Here is a 17,731-nt window from a genome sequence, read left to right as displayed (position 1 = left end):
CTGCTTTGGTTTGTGAAGACACAAACCATTAGAATCTTATCTGTGGTTAATTTGCATCAGCTTAATATTTCTGTGTTTAAACTTTCGACGACTTTTACCTCGCCTTTTTCTAACAATATTCTTTTTTCTATGCAGGTTGGCAGCTGCGATTCAAAATGGCCAACATAAATTAAGGTCATCCCATTGCTGCATAATTCATCAACCAATTGGTTAAAATGTTTGCTTTGCTGCTGGTCTAAGCCCTGGCAAGGTTCGTCCAGAATTAATAGTTCCGGATTTTTTATGATTGTCCGCGCCAACAACACCAATCGTTGTTTACCGAGTGGAAGCGCAGTTAACAATTCATTTTTCTCTTCGGTAAGGCCAAAGTATGCTACCAATTCATCAACCTGTGTACTTTTAGTATAAGGCAATTGCTGGAATAAACCTACGGTATCATAAAAACCGGACGCAATACTTTGCCAAACGGTAGCGGTGGGATCGAAATACCAATGAAATTCGGGTGATATTAACCCGATATGCTGTTTAATGTCCCATATGCTTTCGCCGCTTCCACGTCTGTTTCCGAATAAATAAAGTTCGTTGGCATAAGATTGTGGATGATCGCCGTTGATCAGGCTTAGTAAGGTCGACTTCCCTGACCCGTTATGGCCTTGAAGAAGCCATTTTTCTCCTGCTTTAATTTCCCAGTTAATGTTTTTCAATACCTGTTTTTCACCATAGCTGATGTTTACATTAACCATTTTTACAATATCATGGATACTGTAAACGGGCGATTCTTTTAAAAAATCCGGTATTTCTCTTGAGTGGATTTCGACAGCAGCACTTTCCAATGCATCTACTTTGAACAGCTGCCCGTCTCTTATTTCAGCAAATGAACGAATGGAATTTGGCAATTCAGTGTCATTACTAATCAAGATCAATTGCACACCTTCTGCAGCCACCTGATCCAATAAAGTGTTTAGGTTTTTCCGCGAAGCAGTATCTAAACCTGTATATGGTTGATCGATAATCAACAGCTGCGGTTTTAACCAAAGTGCTTTAACCAGTTGCAACTTTTTGTGTTCGCCGCTGGATAATTCGATTAATTGTGAACTGGCAAATGTTGCAAAACCCAAAGCTTCCAAAATCGGCTCAACCTGATCGAAATGAAGTCCTTTCTCTTTTCCATAATTCACCAGTTCTGCATGAACGGTCAAGGTATCATTAGCCTGTAAACTGGTATACCGCTGTTGATAATAAAAATTGGCCACACCTTCCAGGTTTTTAAACTGGTACCAGCTTTCTACATAAAGTACTTCCTGAGGAAGTTTATTCTGCTGGTCAAAATTAATTTCTATGCTTCCCTGAAAAGGGACGAGGCTGGCAATGGCTTTGGCCAAAGCTGTTTTACCGGTTCCACTTTTGCCGCCGATTGCATAGCTTTCACCTCTATTCATTTCCCAATACAAATTCTTTAGCACCGTTTTATTGCGGTAACCTAAATTTAAATCCTGTATGTAAACGAATGGTTTATCCATTACCTGGCCTGTTCAAATTCTTCAATTAATTGTTTTTGGTTTAAGATGAAATCGATGTCATCGTAACCGTTTATCAAGCATGATTTTTTGTAAGGATTGATCTCGAAGGATTCCTGAGCACCGGTTTCTACAATAGTAACGGTTTGTTTTTCCAAATCAACTTCTAAGGCCGATTTTGGATTGTTATCCACCGCTTTAAAAATCTGCGCCAGAAAGGTGTCGCTTACCTGTATGGGTAGCAAACCGTTGTTCAGCGCATTTCCTTTAAAAATATCGGCAAAAAAACTGCTGATTACGGCATCAAAGCCAGCATCCTGAATGGCCCAGGCGGCATGCTCGCGACTACTTCCACAACCAAAGTTTTTTCCTGCAACCAAAATCTGACCGTTATAGGTAGGATTGTTCATTACAAACTCTGGTTTCGGCGTATTATCTCCATTATAACGCCAATCACGGAACAGGTTCTCGCCGAAACCTTCACGGGTAGTCGCTTTTAGAAACCTTGCCGGGATAATCTGGTCGGTATCAATATTTTCTATATTTAAAGGCACAACGGCCGATGTCAATTTTGTGAATTTTTTCATGTCAATTAGTATCAAGTAGGGAGTATTAAGTAGCGAGACTTAAATTCCACTTTTTATCTTTTATCTTAAGCCTTTTGCTTAATGGTAGTAATTTTATACCTCATGTGTTTACCCTCCACCTTAAGCCTTACCACCTTCTACCTTGGTAAAGTGTTCAACTGTTGGAAAAGGATCGTAAAAGTGATGCAATAACTTTTTCCAATCCTGGTAGGCTGCAGATCTTCTAAAATCTTCGGTGTGTGCCTCCAGCGTTTTCCAGTTAACCAGCAGGATATATTTATTTTCTACCTCTACACATTTTTGAAGCTGATGGGAAATGTAACCTTCCATTGAGGAAATGATTTTTTGCGCTTCGTCAAAAGCGCTTTCAAAATCAGCCGATAACCCGGCTTTTACATTTAGTATGGCAACTTCTAAAATCATATATTTATTAGCGGAAGATTAAGCTAGGCTTTTGCCTGTACCTTAAACCTTCTGCCTTTTAACCCTCTACCTTTTCCAACATTTCCCTTACATCGGTAATTTTTCCGGTTACGGCTGCTGCTGCAGCTGTAAGTGGGCTGGCCAATAGCGTGCGTGCATTTTGTCCCTGTCTACCTTCAAAATTTCTGTTTGATGTTGATACACAATATTTACCTGCCGGAATTTTATCTTCGTTCATTCCTAAACAGGCGCTGCATCCCGGTTCGCGTAACTGAAAACCGGCTGCTTCGAAAATCTTATCCAAACCTTCGTTTTTAGCCTGTTGTTCTACCTGTTTTGAGCCTGGAACAATCCAAACGGTAACGTTATCCGCTTTGCGTTTATCTTTAACAAAACTGGCAACTTCACGTAAATCTTCTATGCGGGAGTTGGTACAGCTTCCGATAAAAACATAATCAACAGGTTTCCCGATCAATGATGAATCATCATCAAAGCCCATATAATCCAGCGCTTTTTTATACGATACTTTTTCGGTTTCTGGTTGTGCTGTGGTTGCCGGAATATGTTCCTGGATGCCCATTCCCATCCCTGGGTTGGTACCATAAGTAATCATAGGGGCAATATCCGCAGCGTTGAAAGTTAACACGCTATCAAATTTTGCATCAGCATCGCTATATAAAGTGTTCCAGTAAGCTAAGGCTTTATCCCACTCTTCGCCAGCCGGAGCAAATTCCCTTCCTTTGATGTAATCGAAAGTGGTTTGGTCTGGTGCAATCAATCCACCACGTGCACCCATTTCGATACTCATGTTACAGATGGTCATGCGGGCTTCCATGCTTAACGATTCGATTGCCGAACCTGCATATTCGATGAAATAACCGGTACCACCGGCAGCAGAAATCTTCGCGATGATGTATAAGATAATATCTTTTGCACCAACACCTTTTCCAAGTTCGCCATTTACCTCAATTTTCATGGTTTTAGGTTTCGACTGCAACAAACATTGCGTAGCGAAAACCTGCTCTACCTGCGAGGTGCCGATACCAAATGCAATGGCACCAAAAGCACCATGTGTTGAGGTATGGCTATCGCCGCATACCATCGTTTTACCAGGTAAAGTAATGCCTAACTCAGGACCGATAACATGTACAATCCCCTGAAAAGGGTGGCCTAAGCCATAAAGCTCTATTCCGAATTCTGCACAGTTTTTAGTGAGCATATCTACCTGATAGCGAGAAAGCTCTTCTTTAATTGGCAGTAATTGATTTAACGTAGGCACGTTATGATCGGCAGTGGCTACCGTCTGTTTCGGACGGAAAACAGGTAAACCTCTTTTGCGCAAGCCATCAAATGCCTGCGGAGAGGTTACCTCATGTATTAAGTGTGTATCAATGTATAAAATATCAGGAAATCCTTCTTCACTTTTTACAACATGAGCATCCCAAATTTTTTCTACTAATGTTTTTGACATCTTCTGTTATTATTTAATGTTTGTCAGACTGAGCTTGTCGAAGACTTTTCATCATGAAACAAAAAGAATTCCTTCGACAGGCTCAGGATGACATTCTTTTTGTTTCTATGCAGTTTTAATGGCTTTCATAGCAGTCATGGCTTTACGTAAGGTAGCACCAATTTGCTCAACCTGATGAGAACGGATCGCTTCGTTTACCTCAATTAGTTGTCTGTTATCAACAGCGCCATCTTTACCTTCATTAAAGTTTTTACCAACTAAATCGGTATCTACCTTTTTCATGAAATCACCTAATAACGGTTTGCACGCCTGGTCGAACAGATAACATCCGTATTCCGCAGTATCAGAAATTACGCGGTTCATTTCAAATAATTTTTTACGGGCGATGGTGTTGGCAATAAGTGGTGTTTCGTGTAACGATTCGTAGTAAGCCGACTCTGGTTTGATACCAGCCTGTACCATGGTTTCGAAAGCCAATTCAACACCGGCGCGAACAAAAGCCACCATTAAGGTATAGTTGTCGAAATATTCCTGCTCACCGATTTTAACATCACCAGCCGGAGTTTTTTCAAATGCAGTCTCACCTGTTTCAGCTCTCCATTTTAATAAGTTCTTGTCACCATTTGCCCAATCTTCCATCATGGTACGGCTAAATTCGCCGCTCATAATGTCATCCTGGTGTTTCTGGAACAATGGACGCATAATATCTTTCAATTCTTCTGAGATTTCGAAGGCTTTGATTTTAGCTACATTGCTTAAGCGGTCCATCATGGCCGTGATGCCACCTTGTTTTAAGGCTTCAGTGATAACCTCAACACCATATTGAACCAATTTAGAAGCATAACCTGCATCAATTCCTTTTTCTATCATTTTATCGAATGACAAAATAGAACCGGTTTGTAATAAACCGCAAAGGATGGTTTGCTCACCCATTAAATCTGATTTTACCTCGGCTACAAAAGATGATCTTAAAACGCCCGCTCTGTGCCCGCCTGTACCCACACAGTATGCTTTAGCTTGCGCCAGACCTTTTCCCTGAGGATCGTTTTCCGGGTGAACTGCAATTAAAGTAGGAACACCAAAACCTCTAACATATTCTGCTCTAACCTCACTACCCGGGCATTTAGGTGCAACCATAATCACCGTTAGATCTTTACGGATCTGCATGCCTTCTTCAACGATATTGAAGCCATGAGAATATAGCAAGGTGGCACCTTCTTTCATTAAAGGCATAATTGCATTTACAACTGCAGTGTGTTGTTTATCTGGAGTAAGGTTGATTACCACATCCGCATTTGGGATAAGTTCTTCGTAAGTGCCAACGGTGAAATTATTTTCAGTTGCATTTTTCCACGAATCGCGCTTGCCCTCAATTGCTTCCTTACGTAAAGTGTAGCTTACATCTAAACCACTATCTCTTAAATTTAACCCTTGGTTTAAGCCTTGAGCACCGCAACCTACAATTACCAGTTTTTTGCCTTTTAATGCGCTAACGCCATCTAAAAATTCAGCACTGTCCATGAAGTCGCAAACACCCAATTGGTTTAGTTTTTCTCTAAGAGGTAATGTGTTAAAATAATTTGCCATTGTTTTTATTGGTTAATTTCTATTTAATTATCGTTTTATATATTCTTTTTTTCTTTCGGATTGATTACTCTGATTGAGTGACTTTACCGATTTTTAGTTTTTGTTGTCATGCTGAGCGTAGTCGAAGCATCTTTCTGTTTTACAATTGTTTTTTCAACGCGGAGGCGTAGCCAAAATGTACATTGTCATGTCCGATAGTGGTAATCAGTACCTCTTCAATACTATTCAGCTGCACACCGTAGGTTGATGTCAAAAAAGGGGTAATGTTTGTAAATGTTCCTTTTGCATAATCGGCTTTAATGTTTTCGATACTCACTAAAGCCATAGCTTTCAGTTCCGCAACTTCCGCTTCCGTTACCATATAAGTTGGTTTTGTATCTTTCTTGTAAAACTCATTAAACTTCACAGCACTTGCATCAGGCCAGATACCGGTACGGAAATAACACAGTGTCTGGGTGCTTACTACAATGTGCCCAAAGTTCCAGATGATGTTGTTGTTATAACCATCCGGAATTTTATTCAACTGTTCGATAGTTAAGCTATCAACCAACTTAATAAATGCTGTTCTTGAGTTAATAATAAAGTCAAATATCTGATCCATTTTGTTGTTGTTTTTCTGCTTCAGTTAAAGTTTGGTTAAAGATTATTTTGTTGTAAAACGGATCATTTACGGTTACTGCCCAGGTTCCGTAAAATGTTTTTTCCAATCCGGGGCGGTTGTATTTATATTTTTTATCAATAATGCTTTTATGAAATTCTTTCAGCCCTGTACAATCTACAAAAACACTTGCACCTGGAGAACAGTCGCCATGATGCTGAGTTAGATGTAATTCGATACCATTGAGTGAAATCTGCATATAAACCGGGGCATTTTCTTCGAAAGTATGTTTCCAGTCTATTTTAAAGCCAAGCCAGTCCACATAAAACTCAATGGCTTTATCGTAATCGAATATTCTTAGCACTGGTATGGCTTTATGGCATTTCATATTCCTATTTTTTCATCATTGCGAGGCCGGGTTTGTTTGGGCCGAAGCAATCTATGCGAGTACTCTAAAAGATTGCTTCGTCGTTCCTTCTCGCAATGACGGATTTGTTGTGATTTACATGGTAAAAATTTTCTCTCCTTTATCAAGAAACTCATTTTCTACCAGTTCTTCCCCTGGTTCAAAGGCTTCGAATTCTTTTAACTTTTCATGGAAACCTGCGCTGTCTTTAATAATGGCAACTCTCGCTGAGCGAACAAATTCAATCAGTTCATAAGGTTCTAAAGCTTTTACCAATGCATCCGTTTCTTCGCGGTGACCAGTTACTGCAAAAACAGTATAATCTTTACGGATCACCACCGCACTGGCGCCATATTGCCTTAATAAACGCTCAACAGTTACTTTTTCAGCAATCTCATCGGTAGAAACCTTATAAAGTGCCAGTTCCTGCCAGATGATCTCATCATTGGTATTAAAATAAACTTTCAGTACTTCGATCTGCTTTTCAATTTGGCGTGCCAGTTTCCGTACTACTTCGTAGCTTTCCTGTATCACAATGTTGAAACGGTGGATGCCGTCAATTTCAGAAGGGGAGGTGTTAAGGCTTTCGATGTTAATTTTTCTTTTCGAGAAAATAATCGCAATCCTGTTTAATAAACCGATGCGGTTTTCAGCGTAAACCGTAATGGTATATTCCTGCTTACCGTCAAAGTCGGCTTTTGTTGTTTTATGTTCTAATGTATTTTCAGTACTCATGATAATTTCTTTTATCTGTTCGTCTTTTCGGTCTTGTTAAGAAATCTTAAATTTGACCGAAGGAAGATCTCTTCGTTTCGCTGCAGTCGGGATGACGGTTACGCAGCTTTTACCCTTCCCGCTTATTTCAATCTGATTTCGCTTACGCTCATTCCCTGTGGAACCATTGGGAAAACATTGTTTTCTCTGCCAACCATTACTTCAAGTAAGTAAGAGCCTTCGTGGTTGATCATGGTTTCCAATGCTGCTCTGAGGTTTGCGCGTTCGTCAACTTTGGCTGCCTCGATGTAATAAGATTTAGCCAATGCTACAAAATCAGGGCTGGTGATGTTAACAAAAGAGTAACGTTTATCATGAAATAACTGCTGCCATTGGCGAACCATTCCTAAGAAACGGTTATTCAGGATCAGGATTTTTACTGCAGCACCGAATTGCATAATCGTACCTAATTCCTGAGGAGTCATTTGAAAACCCCCGTCACCAATAATAGCAATAACGGTTTTTTCAGGAGCACCGTATTTAGCACCAATTGCCGCCGGTAAACCAAAACCCATGGTTCCTAAACCACCAGAAGTGATATTGCTGCGGCTATTGTTGAATGTTGCGTAACGGCAAGCTACCATTTGATGCTGGCCAACATCGGTAACAATTACGGCTTCACCACCACAGATTTCGTTGATGTTGCGTAATACTTCGCCCATGGTCATTTCTTCGCCAGCAGGATAAAGTTCTGGTGTAATTACCTGGTCTATTTCCTGTTGGTTGTATTGTCTGAACTTAGCTAACCAATCTTCATGTTTGTTTTCATTAACCAAATTGGTTAAGAGGGGTAAAGTTTCCTTACAATCGCCCCAAACACCTACTTCAGCTTTAACGTTTTTATCAATTTCAGCAGGATCGATGTCTAAATGTACAATTTTGGCCTGTTTGGCATATTTATCTAAACGGCCGGTTACGCGGTCATCAAATCGCATACCGATGGCGATAATTACATCCGCTTCGTTGGTTAACACATTAGGACCGTAATTACCATGCATACCCAACATACCTACATTTAAAGGGTGAGCAGTTGGGATGGCACTTTCGCCCATGATGGTCCAGGCAGAAGGGATGCCCGCTTTTTCGATAAAGGCTTTAAATTCTTTTTCGGCCTTGCCTAAAATCACGCCTTGACCAAACAATACAAAAGGTCTTTTAGCGGCATTAATCAATTCGGCGGCCTGCTCAATATATTCAACCCTAACTTTTGGTTTTGGGCGATAACTGCGGATATGGTTGCATTTTACGTATTCAGGGAATTCCTCAAGCTGTAACTGTGCATTTTTGGTAATGTCAATTAAAACCGGACCTGGTCTGCCACTTTTAGCAATGTAAAAGGCTTTGGCCAAAACCTCCTGGATTTCTTTGGCATCGGTAACCTGATAGTTCCATTTGGTAACCGGCGTAGTAATGTTGATTACGTCGGTTTCCTGGAAAGCATCTGTTCCCAATAAATGGGCAAATACCTGACCTGTAATACATACCAATGGCGTACTGTCAATTTGTGCATCAGCCAGGCCAGTAACCAGGTTGGTTGCGCCGGGTCCGCTGGTGGCAAAACAAACACCCACTTTGCCGCTTGCACGTGCAAAACCCTGAGCGGCGTGTATACCACCTTGCTCATGGCGAACCAATATATGTTCTAATTTATCGGCATAATCATAAAGAGCATCATAAATAGGCATGATTGCTCCTCCAGGATAACCGAAAATGGTGGTAACACCTTCTTCAATTAATCCATTCAACAATACCTGAGAGCCCGTACCTTTAAATAAGGTTTTTGAGGTTTCTGCTTTCGCCCCGGTTTGTTGCATTGTTTCTTGTGCAGTTTCCATAGTTATGTTTTTGCGGTTCTATTATTCATTAATTTTAAACCCTATTCTTTCTCTGTCTTTCCAATTGATCTGAGCAATTTTCTCGTCAATCAGGTTTTCCATGGCGTCATAAAGTTCGTTGAGCTGAACATCATGTTCACCAATCCGTTCTTTAATCTCCGTTAATTGTTCATTAATGTTGCTTTGTTTCAGCAATATTTTACGGACATCAACGAAAGCCCTCATAATGGCGATGTTCATGTTAATGGCCTTATCGCTATTGACAACTCCACTTAACATGGCTACCCCTTGTTCTGTAAAGGCATAAGGTGTTACTCCCACATTTCTTTTATTTTGACTTACCATCAAAATTTTTGGGGAGGCATCAGCCTTTTCTAAAGATGCGGTCACAAATTGTGACCGGATACTTTCCCATTCAACTGGAGTGAGCCGAAACATAAAATCATCCGGAAAACGCTTTATGTTACGTTTTACCGACTGATTAAGCGCTTTGGTTTCCACTTCATAAAGTGCTGCCAGATCAAAATCGAGCATGACTCTTTCTCCCCTGATTTCATAAATCCTATTCTGAATACTTTTAATTATTTGCATAATCTGTTTTTTTAGTAATCAATTAATCTGGGGGATGGTTTTTTGATTTTAGTATTCGTCGGTTACACAACCACTGGCTGCATCCGACACCGTTTTAGCATATTTATATAGTACACCTTTTGTAACTTTCAATTCTGGCTGTACATATTTTTTTCTACGTTCAGCAATTATTTCATCGCTAACCTGCAGGTTGATGATGTTATTTACAGCATCGATTAAAATCGGGTCTTCATCTTCAACCAGGCCGATTAAACCGCCTTTGTAAGATTCAGGTGTAATGTGGCCGACCACGAAACCATGTGTGCCACCAGAGAAACGCCCATCGGTAATTAAAGCTACCGATTTACCTAGGCCTGCGCCGATAATGGCTGAGGTTGGTTTCAACATTTCTGGCATACCTGGAGCACCAACCGGACCAGCGTTTTTTATTACGATTACATCGCCAGGTTTTACACGGCCGCTCGAGATACCGGCAATTAAATCGTGCTCGCCATCAAAAACGCGTGCTGGGCCTTCAAATTTTTCGCCTTCTTTACCACTTATTTTAGCTACCGAACCTTTTTCGGCCAGGTTTCCGTAAAGAATCTGCAGGTGGCCGGTTGCTTTGATCGGTTCACTTAATTTTTGTACGATTTTCTGGTCATAATCCATAATCGATTTCACATCAGCAAGATTCTCAGCTACTGTTTTACCAGTTACGGTTAAACAATCGCCATGGAGCAGATCTTCATTCAGCAAATATTTTAATACCGCAGGGATGCCTCCATATTGATGTAAATCCTGCATTAAATATTTTCCGCTGGGTTTAAAATCGGCCAGTACCGGTGTTACATCACTCATGCGCTGGAAATCATCCTGTGTAATTTCTACACCGATAGCCTTACCCATAGCGATAAAGTGCAATACCGCATTGGTACTTCCACCTAAAATGATAATGGAACGGATGGCATTTTCGAATGCTTTTCTGGTCATGATATCAGATGGTTTGATATCTTTCTCCAGTAAAATCCTAATGTATTTACCCGCATCTAAACATTCTTGCTTTTTCTCCGGGCTTGTTGCCGGATTTGAAGAAGAATAAGGTAAACTCATACCTAAAGCCTCAATTGCTGAAGCCATGGTATTGGCGGTATACATGCCGCCACAAGCGCCTGCACCCGGGCAAGTATGTTTGATGATTCCCTGATAATCTTCATCAGAAAGATTACCGCAGATTTTTTGTCCTAGTGCCTCGAATGCCGAAACAATATTTAATTCTTCACCTTTATAATGGCCTGGAGCAATTGTACCACCGTAAACCATAATAGACGGGCGATTTAACCGCGCCATGGCCATGATGGCGCCCGGCATATTTTTATCGCATCCAGGAATGGAAATGATGCCATCATAATACTGTCCGCCGCAAATGGTTTCGATACTATCGGCAATTACATCGCGGCTAACCAATGAGTAGCGCATACCATCCGTTCCGTTGCTCATTCCGTCGCTTACACCAATGGTATTAAAAACCAAGCCCACTAAATCATTTTTCCAGACCCCTGCTTTGACCTCTTTTGCAAGGTCGTTCAAATGCATGTTGCAGGTGTTACCATCATAGCCCATACTTGCAATACCTACCTGCGCTTTAGCCATATCCGCATCGGTTAAACCGATGCCGTAAAGCATTGCCTGAGCAGCAGGTTGTGTTGGATCTTGTGTAAATGTTTTACTGTACTTGTTTAATTCGCTCATTGTTTAAAATGTATATTCTGGTTCTGTTAGTTGTATTCTTTTGAGGCAAAAAAAAACCGCCTCTTTTAGGAGGCGGTTTCGATAAGGGTATATTTTTATATTATACGCAACGATTTCCACCTCTTTTTTTAGAAATGACAATAATAAGGTTGCTAATAATGTTTGTATTTATGTTCATGTCGTCGACTGAACTACAAACATACTAACTTCTTTAAAAATGCAAAGAACTATTTACTATATTACTCTATTTTTTCACCCCGATTACGATTCCTGTTGCCCAAAGCTGTTTGGTTAAATGTAAATCATCACGGGATTCCAAATCTTTAATCAACTTATTGGCTTTTTCCTGGTGACCGTCAGGCCAATTTTGTTGAGGTAACATATCATCAATTATATAAAGACCACCTTTGTTGAGCATGGCAATCGCTTCATCTAAAAGCAAATATTTTCCATGCCAGGTATCTGCAAATATATAATCGAATTTTTTGCCTTCATTTTCTTTAAACCACTCTGCGCCATCAGTATTCACTAAGGTTAAACGATCATCATCGCCAAGATAATCTTTTGCAATTGCTAAAAATTTAGCATCGTGATCTATTGATATCAAAGTACTTTGTTTATCTAAACCATCCAATATCCAGGCTGTCGATAAACCGGTTCCGGTGCCAAGTTCAAGAAAACTGCCGGAAGGTTTAGACGCTGCAAGTGTCTTAAGCAAAGAACAGGTTAATACGTCCGAAGCCATGTTAAATCCTGATGCCATAGTAGCCGTATTGATCTGCTGGTATGCCTTTGGATAATTTTGATTGATCTCTTCCGTCATCTGTTATTGGTTGCTCGTTAGTATTTCAATTTTTTTGCTGCTTATTCACGGTCATTTGGTTAATGGCATTTATGCTAATCTGTTATTAGCCGTTTGACACTGAGCTATCAGCCCATTTAAATGATCACTTCATAATTTACTTTTTCGAGCACCAGGTTTTTATAAGCACGCTGTATGGTATAGCCAATAGATTCTCTCCACAATGGGCGATATACAATGTCGTCGATAGAGGCAATGCCCGCTATCTCAGTGGCTGTTCCACATAAAAAAGCACTGTCGGCCTTTTTAAGGTCTTCTATGGTTAGCTTTTTCTCCACACATTCTATATCCAAAACGTTGCACAGTTCTTTAACTGTTGCTCTGGTAATACCGGGTAAAATATTTCCTGGCGATGGGGTATATAATTTGCCATCTTTTTCGAGGAAAATATTTGCTCCTGATGCTTCGGCAACAAAGCCATGCATATCTAAAAGTAAAGCTTCATCGTAACCTTTAATATTTGCCGCTGTGGTTGCCAAAATAGAATTAACATAGTTGCCACTCAACTTGGCTTCCATCGGAACTGATTTTGGGTTTGGCCTCTCGTAATCAGAAACGGTTAATTTTAATAATTTATTACCCGAATATGCATCCCATTCCCAGGCGCATATTAAAATTGAAACGCCACTTGGTTCGTTTAATTTCATATTCGGGTGGCAAAATACCAATGGGCGGATATAAGCATCTTTGAGCTTATTTAACTGAAGCAGTTTATAGGTTGCAGCAATCAATTCTTGTTTATCCCATATAAAGGGGATGTTTGCCAACTGGCAGGAACGCTCTAGGCGGTCGAAATGGGCTGCAGCTTTGAAAATGCGGTTACCATTGTGCGTTTTATAGGCTCTAATACCCTCGAAAGCGGCATAACCGTAATGTAGCGATTGGCCGTAAAGGTCAGTACTGCTATTTACAGCTTTTTCAAAAGCTCCGTCAAGGTAAATAATCGTATTAGAATTGTAGTATTTCATAATACTCTCTATTTTGTTATTTAAAAAAAGCGTCCCGTTTGTTCGGGACGCTTTAGATATATTTAGTTTATTAAAATCTATTTAAACTGCGTCCGCTTCTTGCCTAAAATATTTAGGAGTAGAAGGTTAAATAAAATGACAGGAAACAACACCACGCTGACAACTGTTGCTGCTAATGCTTTTGGGTTAAAGGTGTGATTTTCAATCGTCATGATTATCTTCTTGTTTATAAAACCAATTTAGTTTTTGGTTCATTAATATGCAAGAGAAATCAAAAAAAAGTTAAATCGGAATATAATTTCTTGATTTTTGTTAAAATCAAAACATAATTCTTAATTGAGGTGTAATTAGTGATTTAATGCCGACCGTTGTAGACTAAATATCAAAACGGTATATAGTCTATTTGTTATGCTTGCATTGTAAATTTTCTCATTTTCTGCCTAAAATAAGTAGAAGTGCGTTAAAAATTGAAAATTTGGAGGTGTTTAGTCACGAAATAACAACGAAAAATTGCATTTACCACTTAGGAAGACAACTGGTTATTACAGGTGTTTCATACTTATTGAGAATTGGTACATCATTTATAACAGGATCTACCCTGATCTCATCGTTATTGTACTTATTTCAGGATCTATTTAACAGGAAGGATGCTGAAACAAGTTCAGCACAATGATTGAGTCAGTTAAACCGGTTGAAGGTTAGTCAGTACAAGATTTCGAAAATAAAATAATAAAAAAAGCCTTCTGATTTAAAATCAGAAGGCTTTCCAAATGAGTTGATTATTTTGGTTAAGCGATACCTTCGGCTAAAACCACGATTTTGTTGTGGATAGCTTCAACTACACCGCCTTTGATAAAGAAGCGTTGCTCATCGGTTTTATTTGCTTTAATAATCACTTCTCCATCTTCCAAAGTTGAGATGATAGCGGCATGGTCTCTTAAAATCTGAAAAGAACCTAAAGTACCAGGAACCGTAACTGCTGTTACTTCGCCTTCGAAAACTTTTTTATCTGGAGTTAATATTTCTAAATTCATTTTTTTTAGATTGGAGATGAGAGATATGAGATTTGAGACTAAGTCTCTCTCACATCTCATATCTAGTGTCTCACGTCTCTTTTAGTTCGCTTCTGCTAATAATTTTTTACCTTTTTCGATTGCATCTTCAATGCTACCAACTAAGTTAAATGCAGCTTCAGGGTACTCATCAACTTCACCATCCATGATCATGTTAAATCCTTTGATGGTATCTTTAATGTCAACCAATACACCTTTTAAGCCTGTAAACTGCTCAGCTACGTGGAAAGGTTGAGATAAGAAACGTTGAACACGACGTGCTCTTGATACCACTAATTTATCTTCCTCAGATAATTCGTCCATACCTAAGATGGCGATAATATCCTGTAATTCTTTATAACGTTGTAACGTTTCTTTAACACGTTGTGCAGTGTTATAGTGCTCATCACCTAAAACCGCTGGAGAAAGGATACGTGAAGTAGAATCCAAAGGATCTACCGCAGGATAGATACCTAACTCGGCAATTTTACGCGAAAGTACTGTAGTAGCATCCAAGTGGGCAAAAGTTGTTGCCGGAGCCGGGTCAGTTAAATCATCCGCAGGTACATAAACTGCCTGTACTGATGTAATTGATCCACGTTTAGTTGAAGTAATACGCTCTTGCATTAAACCCATCTCCGTTGCCAGTGTTGGCTGGTAACCTACTGCTGATGGCATACGACCTAATAAAGCCGATACCTCAGAACCTGCCTGCGTAAAACGGAAGATATTGTCAACGAAGAAAAGAATGTCTTTTCCAGCGCCTTCGCCATCACCATCACGGAAATATTCAGCAACGGTTAATCCCGATAATGCTACACGTGCACGTGCACCAGGAGGCTCGTTCATTTGACCGAAAACCAGTGTTGCTTTAGATTCTTTTAATTTTTCAGTATCAACAGCTTTCAAATCCCATCCACCTTTTTCCATTGAGTGTAAGAAATCGTCACCATAGTTGATTACACCTGATTCGATAAACTCACGAAGTAAATCGTTACCTTCACGGGTACGCTCACCAACACCTGCGAATACTGATAAACCAGCATAAGCTTTAGCGATGTTGTTAACCAACTCCATAATTAATACCGTTTTACCTACACCAGCACCACCGAACAAACCGATTTTACCACCTTTAGCATAAGGCTCTAATAAATCGATTACTTTAATACCTGTAAAAAGCACCTCAGTTTCAGTAGATAAATCTTCGAACTTAGGAGGGGTTGCATGGATAGGACGACCATCTGTTTTATCAACTGTGTTGATACCGTCAATCGCTTCTCCAACCACATTAAATAAACGACCTTTAATCTGGTCGCCAACTGGCATTTTAATCGCAGCGCCAGTATCAACTACTTGCATACCACGAACCAAACCATCGGTAGAGTCCATCGAAATTGCACGTACGCGGTCTTCACCTAAGTGCTGTTGAACTTCTAAAACAATTTTTTGTCCATTTTCTTTCGTTATCTCTAACGCATCAAAAATTTTAGGTAGATGGGCATCATCAGCAAAGCTAACGTCAACCACAGGGCCGATAATTTGTGCTATTTTTCCTAAGTTAGGCATATCTGTTGTGAGTAAATTTATTACAGTCAATGAATTAAAGCTGTTTGTAGGGGCTCCAATTCGGTTGGCAAAGTTAAGTTATTCTTGCTGAATTTTAAATATATATTATAAAATTTTTCAACAGCATAAAACTGATCAATTTTTGGCGAAAAATTTTCGCAAAAACCGATCATTTTAATCAACGAATCCAATGCGACGTTAAAAAGTATAACCCAGTCCAATTCCGATGGTTAATAGGGTTTCATCACCGGTCATTAACAGTGCGCCGGTTCTATACATCAATCCTCCTGTTGGCTTCTGGTGTCTAAAACCAGCCCTTATCATTACGGGGGTATTTACAGTGTTGTTATGAAAATTATAATCATATCCGTTAATGGTAAGCAGTTGCCCTGAAAAACCACTTAACGGCTTCAATACGGTTAGACCAATACCTGTTTCGAAGAAATTTTTAGATGTACTACTTTTGCTTAGGAGCAGGTTTGCCTCCAGTGGAAAAAACAAAACATTTTCTAGGATTGAAAAACCAACTCTTGCTACAATTTTTACCTGCCTGCTTAATTGAAAGATCCTGTCGTAATTAATCGAATAAACACCTCCGTTTCCAAGGAGTTCGGCGTAAATGCTGTTTTTTCTAAGGTTGGGGGTAGTGACGGTTGATTCCTGGGCCATAGCGTTAAGGCCAAACAGAAATAACAAAGCAGTTAAAATAGATTTCATCGTTATATTTGGTTCTCGGATTGATTAATGAGCAATTTACCATAAAGCTATTACAGTTGGTGGTAAATGAGAGATAATAAATTAATATAAAGAATGAAAAAAATACTGGTTACCGGCAGCAATGGACTTTTAGGTCAGAAAATAACAGAAAAAGTACTTGCCGAAGGGCGGGTAAAACTCATAGCCAGTTCAGTAGGGGCAAACCGTTATCCTGTAAAAGAAGGTTATGAGTACGCAGAAATGGATATACTAAATCCTGAGCAGGTAAAGGCGGTTATGGAAAGATATTGTCCCGATGCGGTTATCCATACTGCTGCAATGACAAATGTAGATACCTGTGAGGAAAATAAAACACTTTGCCGTCAGTTAAACGTTGAGGCCGTCGCAACTTTGTTGTCTATATGCGAGGAAAAAAACATTCAATTGATCCATCTGAGCACTGATTTTGTTTTTGATGGAAAAAACGGACCTTACAAAGAGGACGATGTGGTAAATCCGGTTAGTTATTATGGCGAATCGAAGGTGATGGCTGAAGAGCTGATTAAAAATTCAAAAGCAAATTATGCTATTTTAAGGACAGTATTGGTGTATGGTATTAGCCACGACATGAGCCGGAGCAATATTGTGCTGTGGGCTAAGGGTGCCCTCGAAAAAGCTTCGCCAATAAACGTAGTGAACGACCAATGGCGTACGCCTACGCTAGCCGAAGATTTGGCCGAGGCCTGTCTGCTGGCTGTTGAGCGAGCGGCGAGGGGGATTTATCATATATCAGGCAAAGACTATATGAGTATTGCTGATTTAGTGAGAAAAGTTGCCGATTATTGGAAACTGGATCAGTCGTTTATCAATGAAATTAGTTCAGCAAGTTTAAACCAACCGGCTAAAAGGCCTGTGAAAACGGGATTTGTGCTGGATAAGGCCATTAAAGATTTAGGGTACAATCCGCATTCTTTTGAAGAAGGATTGCTAATTTTGGAACAGCAAATGAAATGATAGCCCTGAGTCGATAGTCTGAAGTCGTGAGTCTCAAAGCAATGAAAACATTA

Annotated in this window: 17 protein-coding genes; 1 reads left to right on the top strand and 16 read right to left on the bottom strand. The window is 39.8% G+C overall.

Annotated elements, in window-relative coordinates:
- Positions 1 to 56: 56 nt before the first annotated feature.
- The 16 genes from ACIQXP_RS09265 to ACIQXP_RS09190 form a co-directional block, all read right to left on the bottom strand.
- On the bottom strand, positions 57 to 1,520 hold the full coding sequence (locus tag ACIQXP_RS09265) for an ATP-binding cassette domain-containing protein (RefSeq protein WP_387505296.1): 1,464 nt from the start codon (positions 1,518 to 1,520) through the stop codon (positions 57 to 59).
- Positions 1,520 to 2,104 carry a 3-isopropylmalate dehydratase small subunit gene (gene leuD, locus ACIQXP_RS09260; RefSeq protein ID WP_293743611.1) on the bottom strand — a complete coding sequence of 195 codons (585 nt, stop codon included), beginning with the start codon at positions 2,102 to 2,104 and terminating at the stop codon, positions 1,520 to 1,522. The genes ACIQXP_RS09265 and leuD overlap by 1 nt, the downstream gene beginning before the upstream one ends.
- 120 nt (positions 2,105 to 2,224) lie before the next feature.
- Positions 2,225 to 2,527 (bottom strand): antibiotic biosynthesis monooxygenase family protein, encoded by a 303-nt coding sequence (locus ACIQXP_RS09255; protein ID WP_293743610.1) that lies wholly within the window; start codon positions 2,525 to 2,527, stop codon positions 2,225 to 2,227.
- A 58-nt stretch (positions 2,528 to 2,585) separates the two neighbouring features.
- A complete protein-coding gene (gene leuC / locus ACIQXP_RS09250; RefSeq protein WP_293743609.1) occupies positions 2,586 to 3,998 on the bottom strand; it encodes a 3-isopropylmalate dehydratase large subunit in 1,413 nt (470 codons plus the stop codon).
- Positions 3,999 to 4,103: 105 nt separating this feature from the next.
- A complete protein-coding gene (gene ilvC, locus ACIQXP_RS09245) occupies positions 4,104 to 5,585 on the bottom strand; it encodes a ketol-acid reductoisomerase (protein ID WP_090984913.1) in 1,482 nt (493 codons plus the stop codon).
- 139 nt (positions 5,586 to 5,724) lie between these two features.
- Positions 5,725 to 6,186 (bottom strand): DinB family protein, encoded by a 462-nt coding sequence (locus ACIQXP_RS09240; RefSeq protein WP_293743608.1) that lies wholly within the window; start codon positions 6,184 to 6,186, stop codon positions 5,725 to 5,727.
- Positions 6,170 to 6,571, bottom strand: a complete 402-nt coding sequence (locus ACIQXP_RS09235) for a glyoxalase superfamily protein (RefSeq protein WP_293743607.1) — start codon at positions 6,569 to 6,571, stop codon at positions 6,170 to 6,172. The genes ACIQXP_RS09240 and ACIQXP_RS09235 overlap by 17 nt, the downstream gene beginning before the upstream one ends.
- Positions 6,572 to 6,685: 114 nt before the next feature.
- Entirely contained in the window at positions 6,686 to 7,324 is a 639-nt protein-coding gene (gene ilvN, locus ACIQXP_RS09230; protein ID WP_090984907.1) for an acetolactate synthase small subunit, read from the bottom strand.
- 122 nt (positions 7,325 to 7,446) lie between these two features.
- On the bottom strand, positions 7,447 to 9,198 hold the full coding sequence (gene ilvB / locus ACIQXP_RS09225) for a biosynthetic-type acetolactate synthase large subunit (RefSeq protein ID WP_387505295.1): 1,752 nt from the start codon (positions 9,196 to 9,198) through the stop codon (positions 7,447 to 7,449).
- 21 nt (positions 9,199 to 9,219) lie between these two features.
- Positions 9,220 to 9,789, bottom strand: a complete 570-nt coding sequence (locus ACIQXP_RS09220; protein ID WP_293743606.1) for an ORF6N domain-containing protein — start codon at positions 9,787 to 9,789, stop codon at positions 9,220 to 9,222.
- A 48-nt stretch (positions 9,790 to 9,837) separates the two neighbouring features.
- On the bottom strand, positions 9,838 to 11,520 hold the full coding sequence (gene ilvD / locus ACIQXP_RS09215) for a dihydroxy-acid dehydratase (protein WP_293743605.1): 1,683 nt from the start codon (positions 11,518 to 11,520) through the stop codon (positions 9,838 to 9,840).
- A gap of 244 nt (positions 11,521 to 11,764) precedes the next feature.
- Positions 11,765 to 12,343 (bottom strand): O-methyltransferase, encoded by a 579-nt coding sequence (locus ACIQXP_RS09210; RefSeq protein WP_387505294.1) that lies wholly within the window; start codon positions 12,341 to 12,343, stop codon positions 11,765 to 11,767.
- A gap of 116 nt (positions 12,344 to 12,459) precedes the next feature.
- Positions 12,460 to 13,350 (bottom strand): branched-chain-amino-acid transaminase, encoded by an 891-nt coding sequence (gene ilvE / locus ACIQXP_RS09205; RefSeq protein WP_387505293.1) that lies wholly within the window; start codon positions 13,348 to 13,350, stop codon positions 12,460 to 12,462.
- Between the two features lie 788 nt (positions 13,351 to 14,138).
- Entirely contained in the window at positions 14,139 to 14,384 is a 246-nt protein-coding gene (atpC, locus tag ACIQXP_RS09200; protein WP_090984893.1) for an ATP synthase F1 subunit epsilon, read from the bottom strand.
- Positions 14,385 to 14,465: 81 nt separating this feature from the next.
- Complete coding sequence (gene atpD, locus ACIQXP_RS09195) at positions 14,466 to 15,968, bottom strand: F0F1 ATP synthase subunit beta (protein WP_293743600.1); 1,503 nt, start codon at positions 15,966 to 15,968, stop codon at positions 14,466 to 14,468.
- Positions 15,969 to 16,166: 198 nt separating this feature from the next.
- Complete coding sequence (locus tag ACIQXP_RS09190) at positions 16,167 to 16,685, bottom strand: hypothetical protein (protein ID WP_293743599.1); 519 nt, start codon at positions 16,683 to 16,685, stop codon at positions 16,167 to 16,169.
- A 93-nt stretch (positions 16,686 to 16,778) separates the two neighbouring features.
- On the opposite strand from ACIQXP_RS09190, the gene ACIQXP_RS09185 reads away from it, so the two are divergent.
- A complete protein-coding gene (locus ACIQXP_RS09185) occupies positions 16,779 to 17,678 on the top strand; it encodes an SDR family oxidoreductase (protein WP_387505292.1) in 900 nt (299 codons plus the stop codon).
- Positions 17,679 to 17,731 lie beyond the last annotated feature (53 nt).

It is taken from the genome of Pedobacter suwonensis (assembly GCF_044762335.1).
In the GTDB taxonomy this organism is placed as follows: domain Bacteria; phylum Bacteroidota; class Bacteroidia; order Sphingobacteriales; family Sphingobacteriaceae; genus Pedobacter.
The sequence above is the reverse complement of the archived record's forward strand: the minus strand, read 5'-3'. Positions and strand labels throughout refer to the sequence as shown.